The organism is Rhodophyticola sp. CCM32, assembly GCF_004751985.1.
Lineage (GTDB): Bacteria > Pseudomonadota > Alphaproteobacteria > Rhodobacterales > Rhodobacteraceae > Rhodophyticola.
In genome coordinates this window covers 1650543-1669199 of the sequence record NZ_CP038492.1, presented here as the reverse complement: position 1 = coordinate 1669199, position 18657 = coordinate 1650543, and the positions used below count along the sequence as shown (strand labels likewise).

18 protein-coding genes are annotated in these 18657 nt (G+C 60.1%); 8 read left to right on the top strand and 10 right to left on the bottom strand.

The window, feature by feature from the left end:
* Window positions 1-247 precede the first annotated feature (247 nt).
* The 4 genes from E2K80_RS08190 to E2K80_RS08175 all read left to right on the top strand — a co-directional run bounded on the left by E2K80_RS08190 (window position 248) and on the right by E2K80_RS08175 (window position 6376).
* Window positions 248-1489, top strand: coding sequence for a multidrug effflux MFS transporter (locus E2K80_RS08190; protein WP_238475692.1), 1242 nt, complete (start codon window positions 248-250; stop codon window positions 1487-1489).
* A gap of 363 nt (window positions 1490-1852) precedes the next feature.
* Entirely contained in the window at window positions 1853-2935 is a 1083-nt protein-coding gene (locus tag E2K80_RS08185) for a TRAP transporter substrate-binding protein (protein WP_135374410.1), read from the top strand.
* Window positions 2936-3040: 105 nt separating this feature from the next.
* Window positions 3041-3997, top strand: a complete 957-nt coding sequence (locus tag E2K80_RS08180) for a TRAP transporter small permease subunit (RefSeq protein ID WP_135374408.1) — start codon at window positions 3041-3043, stop codon at window positions 3995-3997.
* Window positions 3998-4018: 21 nt separating this feature from the next.
* Window positions 4019-6376: a TRAP transporter large permease gene (locus E2K80_RS08175; protein WP_135374407.1), complete on the top strand. Its 2358-nt coding sequence runs from the start codon at window positions 4019-4021 to the stop codon at window positions 6374-6376.
* Window positions 6377-6726: 350 nt separating this feature from the next.
* Here the strand turns inward: E2K80_RS08175 and E2K80_RS08170 are convergent, their stop codons facing one another.
* The 5 genes from E2K80_RS08170 to E2K80_RS08150 all read right to left on the bottom strand — a co-directional run bounded on the left by E2K80_RS08170 (window position 6727) and on the right by E2K80_RS08150 (window position 10029).
* A complete protein-coding gene (locus tag E2K80_RS08170) occupies window positions 6727-7554 on the bottom strand; it encodes an arginyltransferase (RefSeq protein WP_135374405.1) in 828 nt (275 codons plus the stop codon).
* A 105-nt stretch (window positions 7555-7659) separates the two neighbouring features.
* Window positions 7660-8094, bottom strand: a complete 435-nt coding sequence (locus tag E2K80_RS08165; RefSeq protein ID WP_168193134.1) for an RDD family protein — start codon at window positions 8092-8094, stop codon at window positions 7660-7662.
* A gap of 99 nt (window positions 8095-8193) precedes the next feature.
* Complete coding sequence (locus E2K80_RS08160) at window positions 8194-8652, bottom strand: DUF2852 domain-containing protein (RefSeq protein WP_135374402.1); 459 nt, start codon at window positions 8650-8652, stop codon at window positions 8194-8196.
* 99 nt (window positions 8653-8751) lie between these two features.
* Window positions 8752-9180 carry a DUF2852 domain-containing protein gene (locus E2K80_RS08155; RefSeq protein ID WP_135374400.1) on the bottom strand — a complete coding sequence of 143 codons (429 nt, stop codon included), beginning with the start codon at window positions 9178-9180 and terminating at the stop codon, window positions 8752-8754.
* Window positions 9181-9417: 237 nt separating this feature from the next.
* Complete coding sequence (locus tag E2K80_RS08150) at window positions 9418-10029, bottom strand: DNA cytosine methyltransferase (protein ID WP_135376524.1); 612 nt, start codon at window positions 10027-10029, stop codon at window positions 9418-9420.
* A 148-nt stretch (window positions 10030-10177) separates the two neighbouring features.
* Here E2K80_RS08150 and E2K80_RS08145 point away from each other — a divergent pair, with 148 nt between their 5' ends.
* The 4 genes from E2K80_RS08145 (at window position 10178) to E2K80_RS08130 (ending at window position 12705) form a co-directional block, all read left to right on the top strand.
* A complete protein-coding gene (locus E2K80_RS08145; protein WP_135374398.1) occupies window positions 10178-10858 on the top strand; it encodes a S24 family peptidase in 681 nt (226 codons plus the stop codon).
* 13 nt (window positions 10859-10871) lie between these two features.
* Window positions 10872-11372: a hypothetical protein gene (locus E2K80_RS08140; protein WP_135374396.1), complete on the top strand. Its 501-nt coding sequence runs from the start codon at window positions 10872-10874 to the stop codon at window positions 11370-11372.
* A gap of 491 nt (window positions 11373-11863) precedes the next feature.
* The gene (locus tag E2K80_RS08135; RefSeq protein WP_135374394.1) at window positions 11864-12202 is read left to right on the top strand and encodes an ArsR/SmtB family transcription factor; all 339 of its coding nucleotides are present in this window, start codon (window positions 11864-11866) and stop codon (window positions 12200-12202) included.
* Window positions 12199-12705, top strand: a complete 507-nt coding sequence (locus E2K80_RS08130) for an SRPBCC family protein (RefSeq protein ID WP_135374392.1) — start codon at window positions 12199-12201, stop codon at window positions 12703-12705. The genes E2K80_RS08135 and E2K80_RS08130 overlap by 4 nt, the downstream gene beginning before the upstream one ends.
* 115 nt (window positions 12706-12820) lie before the next feature.
* On the opposite strand, the gene E2K80_RS08125 is transcribed toward E2K80_RS08130, so the two are convergent.
* From E2K80_RS08125 to E2K80_RS08105, 5 genes are all read right to left on the bottom strand, one after another.
* On the bottom strand, window positions 12821-13675 hold the full coding sequence (locus tag E2K80_RS08125; RefSeq protein ID WP_135374390.1) for a glycosyltransferase family 2 protein: 855 nt from the start codon (window positions 13673-13675) through the stop codon (window positions 12821-12823).
* Window positions 13676-13823: 148 nt separating this feature from the next.
* Window positions 13824-14696, bottom strand: coding sequence for a 3-hydroxyisobutyrate dehydrogenase (mmsB, locus tag E2K80_RS08120; protein ID WP_135374388.1), 873 nt, complete (start codon window positions 14694-14696; stop codon window positions 13824-13826).
* A gap of 14 nt (window positions 14697-14710) precedes the next feature.
* Entirely contained in the window at window positions 14711-15745 is a 1035-nt protein-coding gene (locus tag E2K80_RS08115; RefSeq protein ID WP_135374386.1) for an enoyl-CoA hydratase/isomerase family protein, read from the bottom strand.
* A gap of 85 nt (window positions 15746-15830) precedes the next feature.
* Window positions 15831-16976 carry an acyl-CoA dehydrogenase family protein gene (locus E2K80_RS08110; protein ID WP_135374384.1) on the bottom strand — a complete coding sequence of 382 codons (1146 nt, stop codon included), beginning with the start codon at window positions 16974-16976 and terminating at the stop codon, window positions 15831-15833.
* Window positions 16977-17131: 155 nt separating this feature from the next.
* Entirely contained in the window at window positions 17132-18631 is a 1500-nt protein-coding gene (locus E2K80_RS08105; protein WP_135374382.1) for a CoA-acylating methylmalonate-semialdehyde dehydrogenase, read from the bottom strand.
* Window positions 18632-18657: the final 26 nt, after the last annotated feature.

Here is an 18657-nt window from a genome sequence, read left to right as displayed (position 1 = left end):
AAAGACCCGTCAACAGGCAAATCCGCGAATAAACTGTCCTGAGGGCGTTTTTCTGCGCAACTTTCCTGCGCGAACGGGGCGTGGGTTGATTGACAGGCCCGCTGGCGAATCCTATCGTTCCGGCGATTGCCGAGAGAGGACCGATCATGTTGACCCATCCTGTGGTACCCGGACGACAGCGCCTGGGCCGGTAACGGTTCCCATCTTGTGATGTGATGCGCCCCCGATCGCCTCGGGGGCTTTTTTTATGCCTGACGCCGAAACGGATATCACCATGCCCCCGAAGATACGCACGCCGCCCAGGGTTCTGACGCTGATCTGCCTGACAGGTGTGGCGACGCTGTCGCTTAACATGTTCCTGCCCTCGCTGGTGAATATCGCAGAGACGTTTGAGGCAGGCTACAGGCTCGTCAGCCTGTCGGTCGCGGGGTATCTGGCGGTGACGGCGGTTTTGCAGATGCTGATCGGGCCGTTATCGGACCGCTATGGGCGCAGGCCGGTCCTGCTGGCCGCCTTGGCATTGTTTTCAGTGGCCTCTCTGGGCTGTCTGCTGGCGCAGAATATCTGGGTGTTTCTGGCGTTCCGGTTGTTGCAGGGGGCGATCATTGCCGGGTCTGCGCTGGCGCGGGTGGTGGTGCGCGACATGATGCCGCCCGCGCAGGCGGTCAGCATGCTGGGCTATATCGCCATGGCAATGGCCGTGGCCCCGATGCTGGGCCCGATGGTGGGCGGGGTGCTGGATGATCTGTTTGGCTGGCGTGCCAGTTTTCTGGCCTTCACCCTGATCGGGGTCGCGCTTCTGACATTGACATGGGTCGATCTGGGAGAGACCAACAAGAGCCCGTCGGACACCTTCGGGCATCAGATGAAAGCGTATCCGACCCTGCTGCGGTCCAGGGTCTTTTGGGGCCATTCCGGGTGCATAGCGTTTTCCACCGGGGCGTTTTTCGCCTTCATTGCCGGGGTGCCCTTGGTGGCAAGCCTTCTGTTTGACATGTCTGCGGGCAGACTTGGCCTTTACATGGGCTCAATCACTGCGGGGTTCTTTCTGGGCAGTTTCTGCGCCGCCCGTCTGGCACAGCGGGTTGCGATGCCCGTCATGATGCTGGCTGGCCGGATCATTGCCTGTTCCGGTCTGGTTGCGGGGCTTGTGCTGCTTGCGGCGGGAATTGTGCATGAACTGACGCTGTTCGGCGCGACGATTTTTGTCGGGGTCGGGAACGGCATCACGATGCCAAGCAGCAATGTGGGGGTGATGTCGGTCCGCGCTGATCTGGCGGGGACGGCCTCGGGCCTGTCCGGCGCGCTGACTGTTGCGGTCGGTGCCGGTCTGACATGGGCTGCGGGTGTTGTTGTCACCGAAACCACCGGGGCCATGGCATTGCTGGGGCTGATGCTTGCGGTCTCTTTCCTCGGTATGCTCAGCGCGGCATGGGTCGCATATCTTGTGAAAGACCCGGCCTGGCAGAGGGGCGCAGGTGACGGCTGATAAAGAAACGCCGCCGTTGACACCCGGGAATTCCGTTCGTTCCCCTTGGAGGGAAACGTCACCTATGCAGATTGCGGGCTTCAATTCCACACGCATTCATACCGCGCAGGCGGTCTGTTTCGCCTGCATGACCTTTGTGTTTTGCCGAAACCTCCAACACCTGTTTAGGTTAGCGTTAACGATTTGCACGCATAAGCCGAAAATCGGCTGAAAACTGCATTTTGGTAAAAAAATTTGACAGATTTTCCTGTTTCAGGTTGAAAACTGTTTGCTGTGTCACGCGGCTTCGCTAACGTGCGCATACTATAAATCAATAATCCATTGTCTGAAGGGCAATGGAATTCCGAATGGGGAGGATACTATATGGACCGTCGTTCTTTCTTGAGAACGTCTGCGCTTGGTGGCGCGGCTGCAGCATCCACAACGTTGGCAGCACCGGCTTATGCTCAGGGCAACCGGACACTGACAATGGTCACAACCTGGGGCCGCGGCCTTGCCGGGGTGCATGATGCCGCCCAGCATATCGCGGATTCGATCACCGCGATGACCGATGGCCAGCTGACCATTGATCTGAAAGCCGCCGGGGAGCTTGTGGGCGCGTTCGAAGTGTTCGACGCCGTGACCTCGGGTCAGGCTGACATGTATCACGGTGCCGACTATTACTGGGTCAACCAGCATCCGGCCTATGCGTTCTACACGGCGGTGCCGTTCGGCATGACCGCGCAGGAACTGGCCAACTGGTACTACCATATGGGTGGTCATGAGCTGCATAATGAGCTGAACGAGATTTTCGGTCTCAAAGGCTTCCTTGGCGGCAATACAGGCGCCCAGGCGGGTGGCTGGTTCCGCTCGGAAATCAACAGTCCGGAAGATTTCCAGGGCCTGCGTTTCCGTATGCCGGGCCTGGGTGGTCAGGCATTGGGTCGTCTTGGTGCCTCGGTGCAGAACCTGCCCGGCGGTGAGGTTTATCAGGCGCTGGCCTCCGGCGCGCTGGACGGCACCGAATGGATCGGCCCCTGGGCGGACCAGTCGGCGGGCTTCCAGGAAATCACCCAGATCTATTACACCGCCGGTTTCCATGAGCCGGGTGCGGGCCTGTCGGTGACCACCAATCTGGACGTGTTCAACAGCCTCAGCCCGGCCCATCAGAAGGTGATCGAGATTGCGGCGGCCGAAGCGCATCAGTGGAGCCTGTCGCAATTCCTGTCGAATAACGGCTCGGCCCTGCAACAGCTGATTTCCGGTGGTGTTCAGGTCCGCGAATTCCCCGACAGTGTCTGGGATGCGTTCGGCACGGCCTCGGCCGAGGTGCTGGATGAGAATATGAGCGATCCGCTTTTCGCGCGCACCCGTGAAAGCATGATGTCGTCGATGATGGCCTCATCATCCTGGCTGACTGCGTCAGAAGGCACCTATCGCGCGCAACGCGACCGCGTTCTGGGCTGATTTCTGGCTAAGTGTCTGGCCCTGTCCCGATCATCGGGGCAGGGCTGTTTTTAGACCGGCGGGGCCTGTTTCTCCGCATTTTCGACCGAAAAAGGGAGCCTTCCGATGGAGGAAGACGTCGCGGCATCCGGGACTGGCTTTTTCGCAGCCCTCTCAACGCTTGCCGATGGTGTGGTCTGGTTCGTGCAGAACATATTGATGGCGTTCTACAATTTCTTTTACGCCCTGACCCATCCGCAGAGCTGGCTGTTCTGGGGCGATGGCGCGGCGCTGGCGCGGTTCATCTATTATGGCGGGTCGGTCGAATTCTTCTTTGTGGTCTTCACCCTATTTCTGGTGATCACCGCCCTTGGTATGGCCTGGAAACGGCAAATCCTCTGGGGCGGCGTGATCGGGCTGGAATTCATGGCCAACTGGGTTGGCCGTTTTTTTGCCTGGGCGGGTCTGATCATGGTGATCCAGCAGGTGATCATTGTCTTCAGCCAACGGATTTTCGCGCAGGCCTCGCTGACCTTCGGGTTCGGCACGCCGGTGCAGCATGACATCAGCTGGTGGTCGGAAGAGCTGAAACTCTACAATGCGATGATCGTCTGTCTTTGCGTGACCTACACATTCGTGCAGGGCGGGCATGTGCGGGTCGATCTGGTCTATGCGGCGGTATCCCATCGCAGCAAACGCGTGATCGACATGCTTGGATCGCTGTTTTTCATGATGCCCGCGATTGTGCTGACCTGGCTCTTTGCCTGGTATTTCATGTGGCGCCATCTGGTGAACCCGCCGCCCTCGGCCTCGACACCGCTGGACCGGCTGTTGACCCAAGGGGATCGGGGCGTTCTGCGATGGAGCGTCGAGACCACCGGTTTTTCGCCCAACGGGTTCAGCGCCTATTTTCTGTTCAAGGTTCTGCTGGTGCTGTTCTGCGCCATGGTGTTCCTGCAGGCGGTGGCGTTCTTCTGGCGCTCTTACCTCGAATGGCTCGAAGGGGAAGAAAGCGTCGGCAAATATATCGACAAAGACAAACTTGGGGATACGGAGGCCGAACTGGCCGCCGAGATCCATTAACCGGCCAGGGGCGGAACCATAATGTTATTCGGACTTGATGGCGTCGAAATCGGTTTGATCATCGTCTTCCTGTGTCTGTTCGGGGGGATCATGACCGGGTTTCCGGTGGCCTTTGCCATCGGCGGCTCGGCGGTGATCTCTTTTGGTATCATTGCCGCGCTCGACAGTGCCGGTATCCTGACCCATCACGCGATTGATCAGGGGTCACCGGAATATGCGGCACTTGTGGCCGAAGGGGTGGTGCGCGAAAGCATATCGCTGTTCCGATACCCCGATCTGCCCCGGATCGAGGAACATCTGTTCCCCGGTGGCTGGGAAACCGCGCTGGACCGGAATCTGGGCTTTATCGTCAACCGGATGAATGAACGGGTGATCGCGGGCCAGTCGATCGAGACGCTGCTGGCGGTGCTGATGTTCGTGATGATGGGCATCACGCTGGAACGCTCGAAAATTGCCAATGATCTGCTGACCACCATGGCCCGGGTCTTTGGCCCGCTGCCGGGCGGGCTGGCGGTGTCGATTGTTCTGGTGGGCGCGTTTCTTGCCGCCTCGACCGGGATTGTCGGGGCAACCGTGGTGACCATGGGGCTTCTGGCGCTGCCGACGATGCTGCGCAACAATTACTCGCCGGAACTGGCGACCGGGGTGATTGCCGCCTCAGGCACATTGGGGCAGATCATTCCGCCGTCGATCGTGATCGTGCTTCTGGGCACGCTTGCGGGCGATCTTTATGCCACGGGGCAGGAAACCCGGGCGCAACTGGCCGGGTGCCGGGATGCGTTGAGCTATCTGGGCGAACCTGCGGTTCTGTCGGTGGGCACGCTGTTTCAGGCGGCCCTGCTGCCCGGCGTGTTCCTGGCTTTTCTGTACGGGGCCTATGCTTTTGGTTTCGCGCTGCTGAACCCGTCAAAAGCACCCGCGGTCCAGATGGGCACCACGGCGGGAGAGGTGGTGACCCGGAACGAGGCGCTGACCTGGTTTCTGGCCGCGCCCGTGTTGATGATCGGGGCGGTCATTCTTGGGGCCGGGTCCGGGCTGGTGGGCAGCCAGTCCATCCATATCTCAAGCTACAGCGATTCAGGGGAAACCGCATCGCTGCGCACCAATGTGCCCGAGCAATGCCAGATCGCCATGATCGAACTGCACGGGCAGGAGGCCTGGGACGCAGCCCTGGCCGAACAGGCCGCGATCGATGCCGCCGGCGGGGTGGAACAGGCCCATGAACGCAGCGCCGAGGAATTGCTTGCCGCACGCGAAGCCGCGCTTGAGGCCACAGCCCCCATCGGGTCGGGCGTGGCCACGATCTTTGTGATCCTGGCGCTGGTTCTCAGCACCGCGCGGGGGATCTCGCCCTCTTCGGCCCCTGCGCCCTTGCTGATCGGCGGGCTGGGTGTGGTGCTGGCCTTCCTGTTCGACATCCTGTTCATCGGCCCGCTGACCGGGGCCGGGGCCAGTTTCATGATCCTGGCCGTGCCCTTTGCGCTGACCCTTTATGGCTGCGCAGCGGGGATGAAACGGCTGGCCAGGAATGACCTGCTGCGCGTGGTCTTCCCGCCGCTGGTTCTGATCGTGGCGGTTCTGGGCTCGATCCTGGGGGGCATCACCAACCCGACACCGGCTGCCGCCCTTGGGGCCGCAGGCGCGATCATGCTGGCGGCCTATCGCAAGCTGCGTGAAGAAAACACCTCCCCCCGGATCATCCTGATGGCCAGTTTCGCCCTGGTGATCATGATTCTGATCGGGGTGAATTTCGACTTGCGGGTGACGAGGTCAGACGTGGCGGCCGAGGATTGGCTGGCCTATCTGGCGGCGCAGGGCTGTTATCACTTCGCGTTTTTCGGGCTGCTTTATGCCTGCTGGATTCTGTTCCGCAAAGGCGTGCTGACGCCGGTGGTGCGGGAAACCGCGAAAGTCACCTCGATGGTGTTCACCATTCTGATCGGGTCGCAGCTTCTGAACCTTGTGGTGATCTCGTTCGGCGGGGAACATTACATTCAGGATTTCCTGCGCAGTTTCGACAATGAGCTGGCGGTGTTCCTGATCGTGATGCTGGTTTTGTTCATCCTTGGCTTCGTGCTGGATTTTCTGGAGATCATCTACATCGTGATCCCGATTGTGGGCCCGGTGATCTATGGCGGCACGATGGACCCGAAATGGGTGACGATCATGATTGCGGTGAACCTGCAAACCTCGTTCCTGACGCCGCCTTTCGGCTTTGCGCTGTTCTATCTCAGGGGGGTTGCGCCCAGATCGGTGACCACCGGGCATATCTATCGCGGGGTGATCCCGTTTGTGCTGATCCAGGTTCTGGGTCTGGCGATCCTGTGGTTCTTCCCCGGGATTGTGACCATCGTGCCTGAATTGCTGCCCAGCAACTGAGTCAAAGGCGCGGGGGCGCTGCAGCGTCTGAACATGAAATCGAAGCTCTTTATGGAGCGCCAGACTGAAATCCTGCAACGCATATGCATTGCGCAGAGGGCATCGCCCGAACCGAGGGGTGGGCGCTGCCCGGCGGTGCCGCCGGGCGGAAGGATGATGTGGGGTGGTTCAGAATTTCAGTTCGAAGCTATGGGCCGCGCAAGCCTGTTCCGGCGTTGGTGGATAGGCGCGCCCGTAACCGCAAGGTCCTGTGGGGGTTGCGGGGTTCGGTCCGCCTCCGGCGGGCGTATTTGGGACAAGAAGAAGGGGCGCGCCCTGATTTGCGGGCTCCCCCAGGGGTGTACCGGGTTTCAGTCACTTTCAGTGGGTGCGCGGGTGTCGGGCAGGGTGATCTGCGCGACCTGTTGGGCGATGGGGTCCACCGAAAGCGGATGGGTCTGGTTTGAGTGATCCTCGGGCTGGCCGATATCCTGCCATGCTCCGTTGAGATAGATTTCCACGGCGGCGAATTTCGCCTTGTAGCCCATCTTGTTCGATCCCGGCACCCAATAGCCCAGATAGACATAAGGCAGTCCGGCCTCGCGGGCGATGTCGATATGATCGAGGATCACATAGGTGCCAAGCGATTGTGCGGGCAGGTCGGGGCGAAAGAAGCTGTAGACCAGGCTGAGCCCGTCATCGAGCACATCGGTCAGGCAGACGGCTGTCAGCGTATCATCCGCAGTGTCGCGATATTCGATCACCCGGGAGCGGACCGGGGTTTCTTCAATCATTGCGGCGAATTCGAATACATCCATATCGGCCATCCCGCCATCCGCATGGCGGCTGTCGAGATAGTGGCGGAACAGCGCGTATTGTTCTTCCGTGGCCCAGGGGGAGCGCGCGATACGGGTCAGATGGGCATTGCGGCGGATGCTGCGGCGCTGGCTTTTCGACGGGGTGGAATCCGCAACCCGGATCCGGGCCGACAGGCAGGCGGAACAATCCGCGCAGGATGGGCGGTAGAGGACATTCTGCGACCGGCGAAAGCCCTGTTTCGACAGGGAATTGTTCAGCTTATCCGCATGTTCCCCCTGCAGGGCGGTGAACAGTTTGCGTTCCCGCCGTCCTTCCAGATACGGGCAGGCCTGGGGGGCGGTGACATAGAACTGTGGGGCAAGGGGAAGTGTGTGGCGCATATCCGGCAGGTTAAGTTCGTGATGTGTCTGAACAAAGCCTGCACCAGCCGCCCCCATAGGAGCAACCGGTTTTTAAAGGATTAGGTCCTGACCCTAACGCTGCTTTCAACGGGGCCGGTTAATTGCGGCGGACCCGATCAGCATGTCGTGGAGACCCTGATGTCTGTTTCCGGTCACCATCAGCACCAGCGACAGGAGTTGCGGCAGGGCAAAGGCCGAACAGGTCAGATAGGCCAATGTGTGGACCGCCGCCTCGGTGCCCGACAGTTTCGCGCCGGTGGCGCCGCGCAGCTGAATATTCATCACCCGCATGCCGATGGTGGCGGATCCTCCGGCGATGGTGGCGCTGCGGTAGAGAAAGCTGAGCACCAGATACCAGACCGGCCAGATAAACAGCGGAATGGTCAAGAGCATCAGCCCGAGGATCAGGGCGATCAGGGTGGTGATCACCACATCAATCAGCCAGGCAAACAGCCGTTTGGCGGGGATGCCGTCGTAAAAGACGGATTGGTAATGCGGATCGGGCAGGCGAGATGTCATGGGAACAGACATGGGCTGGTATGGCCTTTTTGAAAAGGGGGGATGGAAAAATGCGGCCCCGGCTTCAGGGATAAGGGGCGGGGCCGCAGGGGTGTCGGGTCAGGCCATGGCCGGGGTTGCACTGTCTTGCGACCCGCGATTGGTCGCGGCGCGTTTGTCGAGGAACCGGTCAAACTCGGATTTGTCCTTGGCCTCGCGCAGCCGGGTCAGGAACCCTTCGAACTCGGCCTGTTCCTGTTCCAGCCGACGCATCAGCGCGTCGCGATAGGCGTCAAAACTGGCATTGCCGCTCGATTGTGGTTCGGGCGCGGGCATATTGGGGCGCAATGATTTGATCCGATCATTCAGAGCGGCCTGGCCGTTCAACGCCGGCAGCCGGGCCCATTGCCAGGCAAAAAGCACGGCCAGAACAACGCCGATCACGCCAAACAGCGCCATGGCGACAATCGAGACCGAGATCGCGAACCCGGCATAAAAAATCAGGGTGAGAATCTGCACCGGCAGGGGGATATAGGCCGGGGCGTGGTCGGCGGGATCGGTTTGGGTGTCAGATGTCATCTTGTCCTATCCTGTTGCTGAAATGTGGGGACCGGGCTTTAACCAGCAAAACATGATGCGGCCCCGGGGGGAAGGGGCCCGCATCTGGCATCCGCGCGATCAGGCGTCTGCCGGTTCTTCGTTTTCGACCGGTTTCACCTTGGAGCGATCCTCCATGAACTGGTCGAACTCGGCCTTGTCCTTGGCATCCCGCAGGCGTTGCAGGAACTCTTCGAAGGCGCTTTGTTCCTCCTCCAGCCGACGCAGGGTGTCTGCCTTGTAGCTGTCGAAGGCGGTGTTGCCTGATGTGCGGAACTTATGGCCATGCATATGGGCATGACGGCGGGATTTGCAGGAACCATTGAACATGCGTTTGCTCCAGATCATATAGAACAGAAAGGCCAGTCCGACGGGCCAGAAGAAGATGAAGCCAAGGATCATGGCGGCCAGCCAGGCACCTTTGCCCTTGCTGTCCAGCCAGGCCTCGGCCCGGGAAAACCAGCCCTGAGCGGTTTCGGCGGAGGTGGCAACGACGGTGGTGGTGGTCATCTGTGTGTGCTCCTTTGTGCTGTCGTTTCTATGTTAATGTTAATCACATTAACTCATATGGTATCTCATATGCGGGACGCAAGAGGGGGTGTGCGGAAAAGTAAATCTTTTTTACATTTTGTGTGTATGTATGTAGCGCGACACGAGGTTTTTCAGTCTGTGACACAGAGTTTTTCAGCAACGCGTTTTTGCGGATTCGACGTTTAGGGAGGTTCTATTACCTCACCCGGACCTTCTTTAAACGTCATTTAAAACCTCTTTCAAAGCTCCCCACGCGCGCGCTGCAGCCAGCGGGACCACCCCATTACCGGCCGCAGCGGATCGGTCCAGCCCATAGGCCAGCCCATCAGATGGTCGGTAAATTCCGGGTTTAAGGCCGGGCCGCTCGTCGAGTATTTCTCCCCACAACCGAAACTCACCCGGACCTGGTGCGAAGAGGGGAACGGTGCCGGCGTCCAGCCCGATGCGATCAGGATATCCCAAAACAGCGTCCACGCGCTCGCGGCATTCTTGATGCCGATCTGTTTGCCTGTCTGATTCAGGTCGGTCTGGAATTTCAGACCTTCCGGCCCTGCCATGATGCAGGCTCTGTTGCCGCTGCCCTTGTAGGTCGGTGTGGGCCACAATGAAGAGACGATCGCGCCGGTGCGCCGCGCCGACTTCAAGCGCTGATTGGATGCGCGCAGCAACCCGATAGCCCATTCGTTGAAGGTCTCCCACGACGTCTCTGAGACCAAGGGTGAGATGGCCGGGGACGTTTTCGAAGAAGCACCATTCCGGCAGAACCTCTCCGATGATCCGGGCGACGTCAGGCCAGAGATGGCGTGGGTCATCTTCTCCCTTTCGCAGACCGCTGAGCGTGAAGGGTTGGCACGGATAACTGAATTATATTTTCGATGTCTCTGCTCATGGCGTCATTTAGCCACTACAGGCCCACTCAGCCAAGCCTGTAGTGGCCACTCATTGCGGGACTAGCCTCTACGGGCTAGTTTGCCGCATGGACCCGATTCTAGACGCAATTGATCAAGCGCTTAAAAAAAAGAACCTTTCTGACGCCGCTGCTTCACGATTGGCAGTCGGCCATCCATCATTGATCAAAAATTTTCGGATGCCTCGAGATGGGGAAAAACGCTACAACGTGCCTTCTTTGCAGAGGTTAGCCGACGTTTTGGAGCTTGAATTCTATTTCGGGCCTCCACGTGACGCAGTAGATTCGTCTAAGTCAGTGACCGTTGAACACGCACTGATTGAAGGCGAGAGCTATACCGCGCTACCGCTGATGGATGCTGACGTCTCTGCCGGCCCAGGCGCAGAATCGGGAAGCCAGGAGATTGATGGCCTCATCGCATTTCGAAGCGATTGGCTGTCCTCCGCCAATATCTCAGCTTCTGACGCCTGCATAGTTCGGGTGCGCGGCGGCAGTATGTTGCCGCGCCTGCGCGATGGTGATCTGGCCTTGATTGATCGGTCACGGCGCACGATCCGCAATGGCGCCGTCTATGCCTTCACCGATATCGACGAGCAGCTTAGGATCAAGCGGCTTGACCGGCCCGATGAAAAAACCCTTATTCTTCACTCCGACAACCCGGACAATCCCTCGGAACTGCGACGCGGCCTCGATATAAACCGCGTCATCATTCACGGTCAGCTGGTCTGGTCTTGCCAGTCGTGGGGTTAGGGGAGGTATCATAATGAAGTATTTCAAAACTCTTTTTGTGTGTCTTGGCTTACAAACGCTTCTGTCTACGACGGCGCAAGCGGATGACGGTTTTGAGGCCGCCTGCTTGGCTTATTTAGAGTGCATCATACATGACCACGCTAATATTGAGATATTAAGTATAGGGGAGCTTCAGCGTGCTGAAGCGGCTTTCGAAGATTACTTTGGGATCGCAGATGATGACATCAGGGCTTGGAAACTGGCAATGCGGATCGCCAACCCCTCGGAAAATACCCGTTACATCCAGGCTCAAATGGATTTCGACAATAACGATTATGATTTACTCTCGTTTCCGATCAATTTCCACCATAACCCCGCCTATGGTGGCCTGCCATTCCGGTCTGTCCGGTGCAGTGTGGTTGTTCCGGCGGGTCTTAGTTATGATGAGGCAGAAGCTGTCTCACTCTCTATGTTCGGCGTACGGATCAACGGCGTCGCACTTTATGATCGTGTGCTTTCCGGCCGTCCACTTTAGCTAAAATCAGTTCCCAGTTGTCAACGTCAACTAACTACCCATTCAAACCCTTAACTTACTGATTTCATATCTTTTACCCCTTTCTGGGAAGACGGTCGCGAACCGGGAAGCCGATTTCCCACTTCTTCCCAGTTCGGTTTGCTCGAACCGGGGGGCAATACACCGTTAAAACACCAGTTATTCCCATATTTAAAAGGCTATTTAAGCGCTCGCCCCGCGACGCCGCCCTGCGCGCCCGTTTTGTCGTCACTGCAATCGTAGCGCCCATTTAGGTGCCTCACTGCAAAACCTTCGCACATCGCCTGGCGCCACCTCTCAAGCACCCAATCACCCTTATTTCATTGGGCCATTCTGCCACTTCCGAAATAGTCCGGGGTCATCCTGATTCCCTGCAGAACTCTGTGTCATAGCTCAACTTCGCTTTCGGCGCTGGATTGTCATTTTATAGCGAATCAGTTATATAATGATTAAAGCATATAAAGGAGGCCGCGATGCAGCTTGACCGCACGTTTTCCGCCCTGTCCGACCCCACCCGCCGGGCAATCCTGGCCCGGCTGGCCGAGGGGGAGGCCACCGTCACTGACCTGATGCAGCTGTCGCAGATCAGCCAGCCGGCCATATCCCGGCATCTGAAAGTGCTGGAACAGGCCGGGTTGATCGCGGCGCGCGTGGCCAGGCAATCCAGACCCCGGGTGCTGAAGGCCGAGGCCTTGACCCCGGCGCGCGACTGGCTGGAGGCGACCCGCGCGGCCTTTGAACAGAATTACGCCCGGCTTGATACGCTTCTGGCAGAGTTGCAGGGCGGGGCAGAAACGGGAGAGGCAGAATGACAGAGACCACATATACGGCACAAGTCTCACAATCAGGCGAGACCGGGATTGAGGTGCGCCGCCGTTTTGCAGCCCCCCGAAATCTGGTTTTCCGCGCCTTCACCGACCCGGAACTGATGCAGCGCTGGCTGCTTGGCCCGCCGGGCTGGACCATGACGGTTTGCGAGATGGACCTGCGTGTGGGCGGCGCCTATCGGTGGCAATGGAAAAACACGGGCGATGGCACGTATTTCGGGCTGTTCGGCACGTTTCTTGAGGTTGTTGTGCCCGAACGGCTGGTCGAGACGCAAACCTATGACCCCGGCACATTGGGGGGTGAGAAAGGGCCGCCCTGTACCTTCACGCTGAGTTTCGACGATCTGGATGGGGAAACGCAGGTCACCACGCGCATCGTCTATGCCACGCCCGAGGCCCGGCAGGCGGCACTTGATTTTGGCATGACCGCCGGGATGGAGCAAAGCTATCAGGCGCTGGATGCGCTGATCCCGGACGTGTCGGGTTAAAGCCGGGGTGCTGTAGGGGGTACGGCGCAGAAGCGGCAGACAGGAGATGCCCGATACCCGAGACCTGTTCTGATCCGGCCCAAATATCTGCCCCGTTGGATGCCGGGATCAAGGTTTAAGGCTGTTCCGGTAGAGGAGTGGCACGCCGACTGTGCCAGACGGCGCGCAGAAAGTTCCAGTGCTTCGCACGTTTGCGGGCAGACAGCAGCATAAGAGGGGAGAGCAGTTGCACGAGGCCGACCGCAAGCGCATGGACAAACGGGCAGGGGAGGCCATGCTTGCGCGCCGCATAGACCCGGGACTGTCCCATATGCCGGGCTTTCAGGGCTGCGATTTCCGGGCTTCGGGGGCTTGACCTTCCGCCACTATGGTGGATGCGCGCCTCATGGATATACATCAGAGGGCCAGATTCCGCCTTCAGCCGTAAACTCAGATCATCATCCTCATGATAGAGAAAGATATGCGGGTCAAATCCGCCAATCCTGTCGAATGCCTTGCGCCGCACAAGCAAAGCGGCGCCTGAGAGGATCGGCACCTCTGTGTCTTCCGAAGGGGCCTGGCGTGGCAGCCACATATGACGCGGTAAAAGCACACTGGAGCGGCGGAAAGCCGGGAGACCGCTTGCCGAAAGGATGGCCGGATTGAAGGCGGACGCCTGCGGGTAACGGTCTGCGCCAGCCAGCAGAGCGTTGATCGCGCCCGGCGCAAGGGTCGTGTCGGGGTTCAGAAACAGGATCAGTTCGGTTGTGGCGCGGGCGGCCCCCAGATTGCAGGCCCGGCCAAAGCCCAGGTTTTCAGGGCTTGCAACACATGTTGCGCCATGGGCTTCGGCCATTGCCTCGATCTCTGCCACATCTGCAGAGCCATTATCGACCAGCACGACCGCTATGTTTTCCGGCAGCGAGGCAAGCATGGCAGGAATGACCGGGCTGCTGTTGAAGCATACGCTGACAAGAGTGATCCGTTCCAAGGGTCTGGTCCATATCGGTTGATGCAAATGAGGGACTTGGAGCTTGCCCCGTTTTGGTCCGGGCTTCATGCGACCTTTCGGGTTTCGTTCAATTGGGCTGCAAATTCACTCGGCGTCAAGGTGCCGGGCGAGGAATGCGGCCCGCCCTTTACCCGCGCCCGCGCGCCTCAAACCGGGGCAGCATGGCCGAGAAATCCTGACCCTCGCCACCTTCCGTCTCGACAAATTGCTGGTAGAGCGCGGTTGCGGCCTGGCCCATGGGGGTATCCGCATCCGCCGCATCCGCCGCCTGTTGGCTCAAACGCAGGTCTTTCAGCATCAGTTCGGCGGCAAAGCCGGGTTTATACCCATTGTCAGCCGGGCTTTGCGGGCCCACACCCGGGGCCGGGCAATAGGCATTCATCGTCCAGCTATAGCCAGATGAGGTTGAGACCACATCGAACATCGCCTGCCGGTCGAGGCCCAGCTTGTCGGCCAGGGCAAACGCCTCGCAGGTGGCGATCATCGTCACTCCCAATATCATGTTGTTGCAGATCTTTGCGGCCTGTCCGTTTCCGGCCCCGCCGCAATGAACGGCTTTCTGGCCCATGATCTCAAACAGCGGTGTGGCGGTGGCAAAAGCCGCCTCATCCCCGCCCACCATGAAGGTCAGTGTCCCCGCCGAAGCCCCGCCGACACCGCCCGAGACCGGCGCGTCAAGAAAGCCCAGACCCGCCGCCGCTGCGGCCGCACCCGTCTCGCGGGCGGCGTCGACCTCGACAGTTGAACAATCCACCAGCACCGCCCCGGCTGTCATCGCGGGCAGGATTTCCTCTGCCACGCGCCGCAGGATCGCGCCATTGGGCAGCATGGTGATCACCACATCCCGACCGCTTGCCGCTGCTGCGGCGCTTTCGGCTTTGGTCACGCCGCCCGGCATATCGGCCACCAGGTCGAACCCGGTCACCTCATGACCGGCTGCCGCCAGATTGGCCGCCATCGGCGCCCCCATATTCCCCAGGCCGATAAATCCGATATTCATGGTCTCTGTCTCCCTTATATCTCTGGCGCGTCTTCGGCCCGGACCGGGCGCAGCATCTGTGCAACCTCGGCGGGGGATACATCGCGCGGGGCGCCATGGGCCCATTTCGGTGCCCGGTCCTTGTCGATGATCTGGGCGCGGATGCCTTCCAGAAAATCCCCCTGTTCCATCGACCGTGAGGTGAACCGGTATTCCTGCCTCAGGGCCTCGGCGATGCTGTCGCGGGTCCGGGCGCGATGCACAAGCTCCACCGCACAGGCCATCGCCAACGGGGCGTTGCGGTTGATCTTCTTCAGCGCGTCGCGGGTGAATGCGCTGTCTGTTGTCTCCAGTATCGTCAGAATATCGCGCAGGGTTTCGCCACCGAAAGCCCTGTCGATCTCGGGCTGTGCAGCGGCCAGCGGGCTGTCCGGGGCGGGCAGGGCGCTGCGATCCACGGCTTGCCAGTCAGCGGTTTCACACAAGGTGTCAATCAGGGAGGCCCAATGGGCGCGGGGCATGTAATAATCCGCAAACCCGGCGAATATGGCATCGCCCGGCCCCATACGTGCGCCGGTGATGCCCAGATACTCGCCAACCCGCCCGGGCGCCCGGGCCAGAAGCAGCGAGCCGCCCACATCAGGGACCAGCCCGATGCCGCATTCGGGCATGGCGATCTGGCTGTCCTCCCCCACAATCCGGTGGGAGCCATGGCAGCCCACACCCACACCACCGCCCATGGTGAAACCGTGCAGGAAGGTCACCACCGGTTTGGGAAACTCGAACAGCCGCCGGTTCATCCGGTATTCATCGGCCCAGAATCTCTGCCCATAGGTGAAATCACCCCGGGTTCCGGTTTCATACATCTCGGCCAGATCGCCCCCGGCGCTGAAGGCCCGATCCCCCGTGGCGTCGATGATCAGAAGGGCGACCACCGGGTTATCGGCCCAGGTGATCAGCGCCTGCTCGATCGCCAGGCACATCTCATAGGTGACCGCGTTCAGCGCATCGGGGCGGTTCAGCGTGATCCGCCCGGCGCGGCCTTCAACGCGGATATGGATGTCAGTCACGATTTATCACCCTTACTCATCTGTTTTGCCCGGCACCGCCGGGCTGCGCCCACCCAGGTTCGGGCACTTCCGGTTGCCCGCATTTTCAATCCCGCCCTGCCAGCAGATGGCGGGCGGTGATCATCCGCATGATCTCGTTCGTGCCTTCCAGAATCTGATGCACCCGCAGATCGCGCACGATTTTTTCCACCCCGTAATCCGCCAGATAGCCATAGCCGCCATGTAGTTGCAGGCAGTGATCGGCAATCCGGCTGCCCGCCTCGGTGACGAATTTCTTGGCCATCGCGCAGTGTTTCGAGGCATCGGCCGCGCCCATGTCCAGTTTCCATGCCGCCTGCCGCAGGAACACCCGCGCCGCCTGCAACTCGATCTCCATATCCGCCAGCCGGAATTGCAGGGCCTGAAACTGGTCAATCGGCTGCCCGAACGCTTTCCGCTCGCCCATATAGGTCAGTGTGGCGGTCAGCGCCGCCTGCGCGGCCCCAAGCGAACAGGCGGCGATGTTCAACCGGCCGCCATCCAGCCCTGACATTGCATAAGTGAAACCTTTCCCCTCTTTTCCCAGAAGATTATCGGATGATATGTTGCAATCATCCAACTGCACCTGCCGGGTTGGTTGCGAACGCCAGCCCATTTTATCTTCCAGCCCGCCGAAACTCAGCCCCTTTGCGCCATCCTCGACAATCACCGAAGAGATGCCGCGCGGCCCGTCCTCGCCGGTGCGCACCATCACCACATAGGCGTCGGAATAGCCCCCGCCCGAGATGAAAGCCTTGCTTCCGTTCAGCACATAGCCCTCATTCGTCCGCTCGGCCCTTGTCTTCAACGCCGCCGCATCCGACCCGCTGCCCGGCTCCGTCAGGCAATAGGACAACACCGTTTCCATGCTGACGGCTTTTTGCAAAAACCGCGCCTGCAAACCGGCGCTGCCGAATTTCTCGATCATCGCGGCGCACATATTGTGGATCGACAGAAAGGCCGCGACCGAGGGACAGGCCATGGACAGCGCCTCGAACACCAGCGTTGCATCCAGCCGGGTCAGGCCGGAGCCGCCGTTTTCGTCAGAGACATACAGCCCGCCGAACCCCAGCTCCGCCAGTTTCGGCCACAGGTCTTTCGGGATGCTGCCCTGTTTTTCCCAGGTCAGGGCATGGGGGGCGATATGGTCTGCGCCGAACCCTTTGGCCATATCGAAAATGGCCTCCTGTTCTTCGGATAATGCGAAATCCACCGGTTCCCTCCCTGTGTGAATTGAACACTTGTTTAATTACCGGCTGCGGCCGGGCTATTGCAAGCCCACAGAGATCGGCATGGCATTCCCCGATCATGTGCCGCAGCCCGATGCCACGCCGGACATTCCCGGGCGCGGGGATCGGGGTGCCGCTCTCACTCCATGACCGGAATGGTGAACTCGCCCCCCTCCTTGATGCCGGAAGGCCAGCGCGCGGTCACCGTTTTGGTCCGGGTGTAGAAGCGGAACGCATCCGGTCCGTGCTGGTTCAGATCACCGAAACCCGATTTCTTCCAGCCGCCGAATGTGTGATAGGCCAGAGGCACCGGGATCGGCACATTGATCCCCACCATGCCGATATTGATCCGGCTGGCGAAATCCCGCGCCGTATCCCCGTCACGGGTGAAAATCGCGGTGCCGTTGCCATATTCATGATCCATCGCATAGCCGATGGCCTCTTCATAGGTTTTGGCCCGCACGGTGGACAGGACCGGGCCGAAAATCTCGGTTTTGTAGATATCCATATCCGTGGTGACGCGGTCAAACAGATGCGCGCCGACGAAATAGCCATCCTCATAGCCCTGCAATTTGAAATCGCGGCCATCGACAACCAGATCCGCGCCCTGGTCGATACCGGTCTGCACCAGCCGTGCGATATTGGCCTTGGCGGCGGCCGTCACCACGGGGCCGAAATCCACGTCATTGCCTGCCGTATAAGGCCCGATCTTCAGCGCCTCGACCTTCGGGGCCAGCTTTTCGATCAACCGGTCGGCGGTGTCTTCGCCCACCGGCACCGCAACCGAGATCGCCATGCAGCGTTCACCGGCCGCGCCATAGCCCGCGCCAACCAGCGCATCGGCGGCCTGGTCCATATCCGCATCGGGCATGATGATCATATGGTTCTTGGCGCCGCCGAAACACTGCACCCGTTTGCCATTGGCGCAGCCCCGGGAATAGATATATTCCGCAATCGGGGTTGAGCCGACAAAGCCGATACCGGCAATGGTCGGATTGTCGAGGATCGCATCGACGCTTTCCTTATCGCCATTGACCACCTGCAACACCCCGTCGGGCAGCCCGGCCTCCTGCAGCAGTTCGGCCAGCATCAGCGGCACCGACGGGTCCCGTTCCGAGGGTTTCAGGATGAAGGCATTGCCGCAGACCAGTGCAGGCGCCATTTTCCACATCGGGATCATCCCCGGGAAGTTGAAGGGTGTGATGCCGGCGGCCACGCCAAGCGGCTGGCGCAGGGAATACATGTCGATCCCGGGCCCGGCGCTGTCGGTGAACTCCCCTTTCAGGTGATGGGGCGCGCCGATGCAGAATTCGACGACTTCCAGACCGCGCACCACATCGCCCTTCGCATCGGGCAGGGTTTTGCCATGTTCCCGGCTCAGCGCCTCGGCCAGCTTGTCCATATCGCGGTTGAGCAGATCGACAAACCGCATCATCACCCGGGCGCGGCGTTGCGGGTTCATCGCGGCCCAGGCCGGTTGTGCGGCGGCGGCATCGGCGACGGCGGCGTCCAGTTCCGCCTTTGTGGCCAGCGGCACCTTGGCCTGAACCTCACCCGTTGCGGGGTTCATCACATCGGCAAACCGGCCTGATGTGCCTTTGACATGTTTGCCGTTGATCCAGTGGCTCAGCTCTTCCATCTCGCATCCTCCCAATAAGTGTCCCG

Excerpts from the sequence above, each read along its gene's own strand:
- E2K80_RS08190 (WP_238475692.1), top strand. The coding sequence starts at position 248 with ATGCCTGACGCCGAAACGGATATCACCATGCCCCCGAAGATACGCACG.
- E2K80_RS08185 (WP_135374410.1), top strand. The coding sequence starts at position 1,853 with ATGGACCGTCGTTCTTTCTTGAGAACGTCTGCGCTTGGTGGCGCGGCT.
- E2K80_RS08180 (WP_135374408.1), top strand. The coding sequence starts at position 3,041 with ATGGAGGAAGACGTCGCGGCATCCGGGACTGGCTTTTTCGCAGCCCTC.
- E2K80_RS08175 (WP_135374407.1), top strand. The coding sequence starts at position 4,019 with ATGTTATTCGGACTTGATGGCGTCGAAATCGGTTTGATCATCGTCTTC.
- E2K80_RS08170 (WP_135374405.1), bottom strand. The coding sequence starts at position 7,554 with ATGCGCCACACACTTCCCCTTGCCCCACAGTTCTATGTCACCGCCCCC.
- E2K80_RS08165 (WP_168193134.1), bottom strand. The coding sequence starts at position 8,094 with ATGACATCTCGCCTGCCCGATCCGCATTACCAATCCGTCTTTTACGAC.
- E2K80_RS08160 (WP_135374402.1), bottom strand. The coding sequence starts at position 8,652 with ATGACATCTGACACCCAAACCGATCCCGCCGACCACGCCCCGGCCTAT.
- E2K80_RS08155 (WP_135374400.1), bottom strand. The coding sequence starts at position 9,180 with ATGACCACCACCACCGTCGTTGCCACCTCCGCCGAAACCGCTCAGGGC.
- E2K80_RS08145 (WP_135374398.1), top strand. The coding sequence starts at position 10,178 with ATGGACCCGATTCTAGACGCAATTGATCAAGCGCTTAAAAAAAAGAAC.
- E2K80_RS08140 (WP_135374396.1), top strand. The coding sequence starts at position 10,872 with ATGAAGTATTTCAAAACTCTTTTTGTGTGTCTTGGCTTACAAACGCTT.
- E2K80_RS08135 (WP_135374394.1), top strand. The coding sequence starts at position 11,864 with ATGCAGCTTGACCGCACGTTTTCCGCCCTGTCCGACCCCACCCGCCGG.
- E2K80_RS08130 (WP_135374392.1), top strand. The coding sequence starts at position 12,199 with ATGACAGAGACCACATATACGGCACAAGTCTCACAATCAGGCGAGACC.
- mmsB (WP_135374388.1), bottom strand. The coding sequence starts at position 14,696 with ATGAATATCGGATTTATCGGCCTGGGGAATATGGGGGCGCCGATGGCG.
- E2K80_RS08105 (WP_135374382.1), bottom strand. The coding sequence starts at position 18,631 with ATGGAAGAGCTGAGCCACTGGATCAACGGCAAACATGTCAAAGGCACA.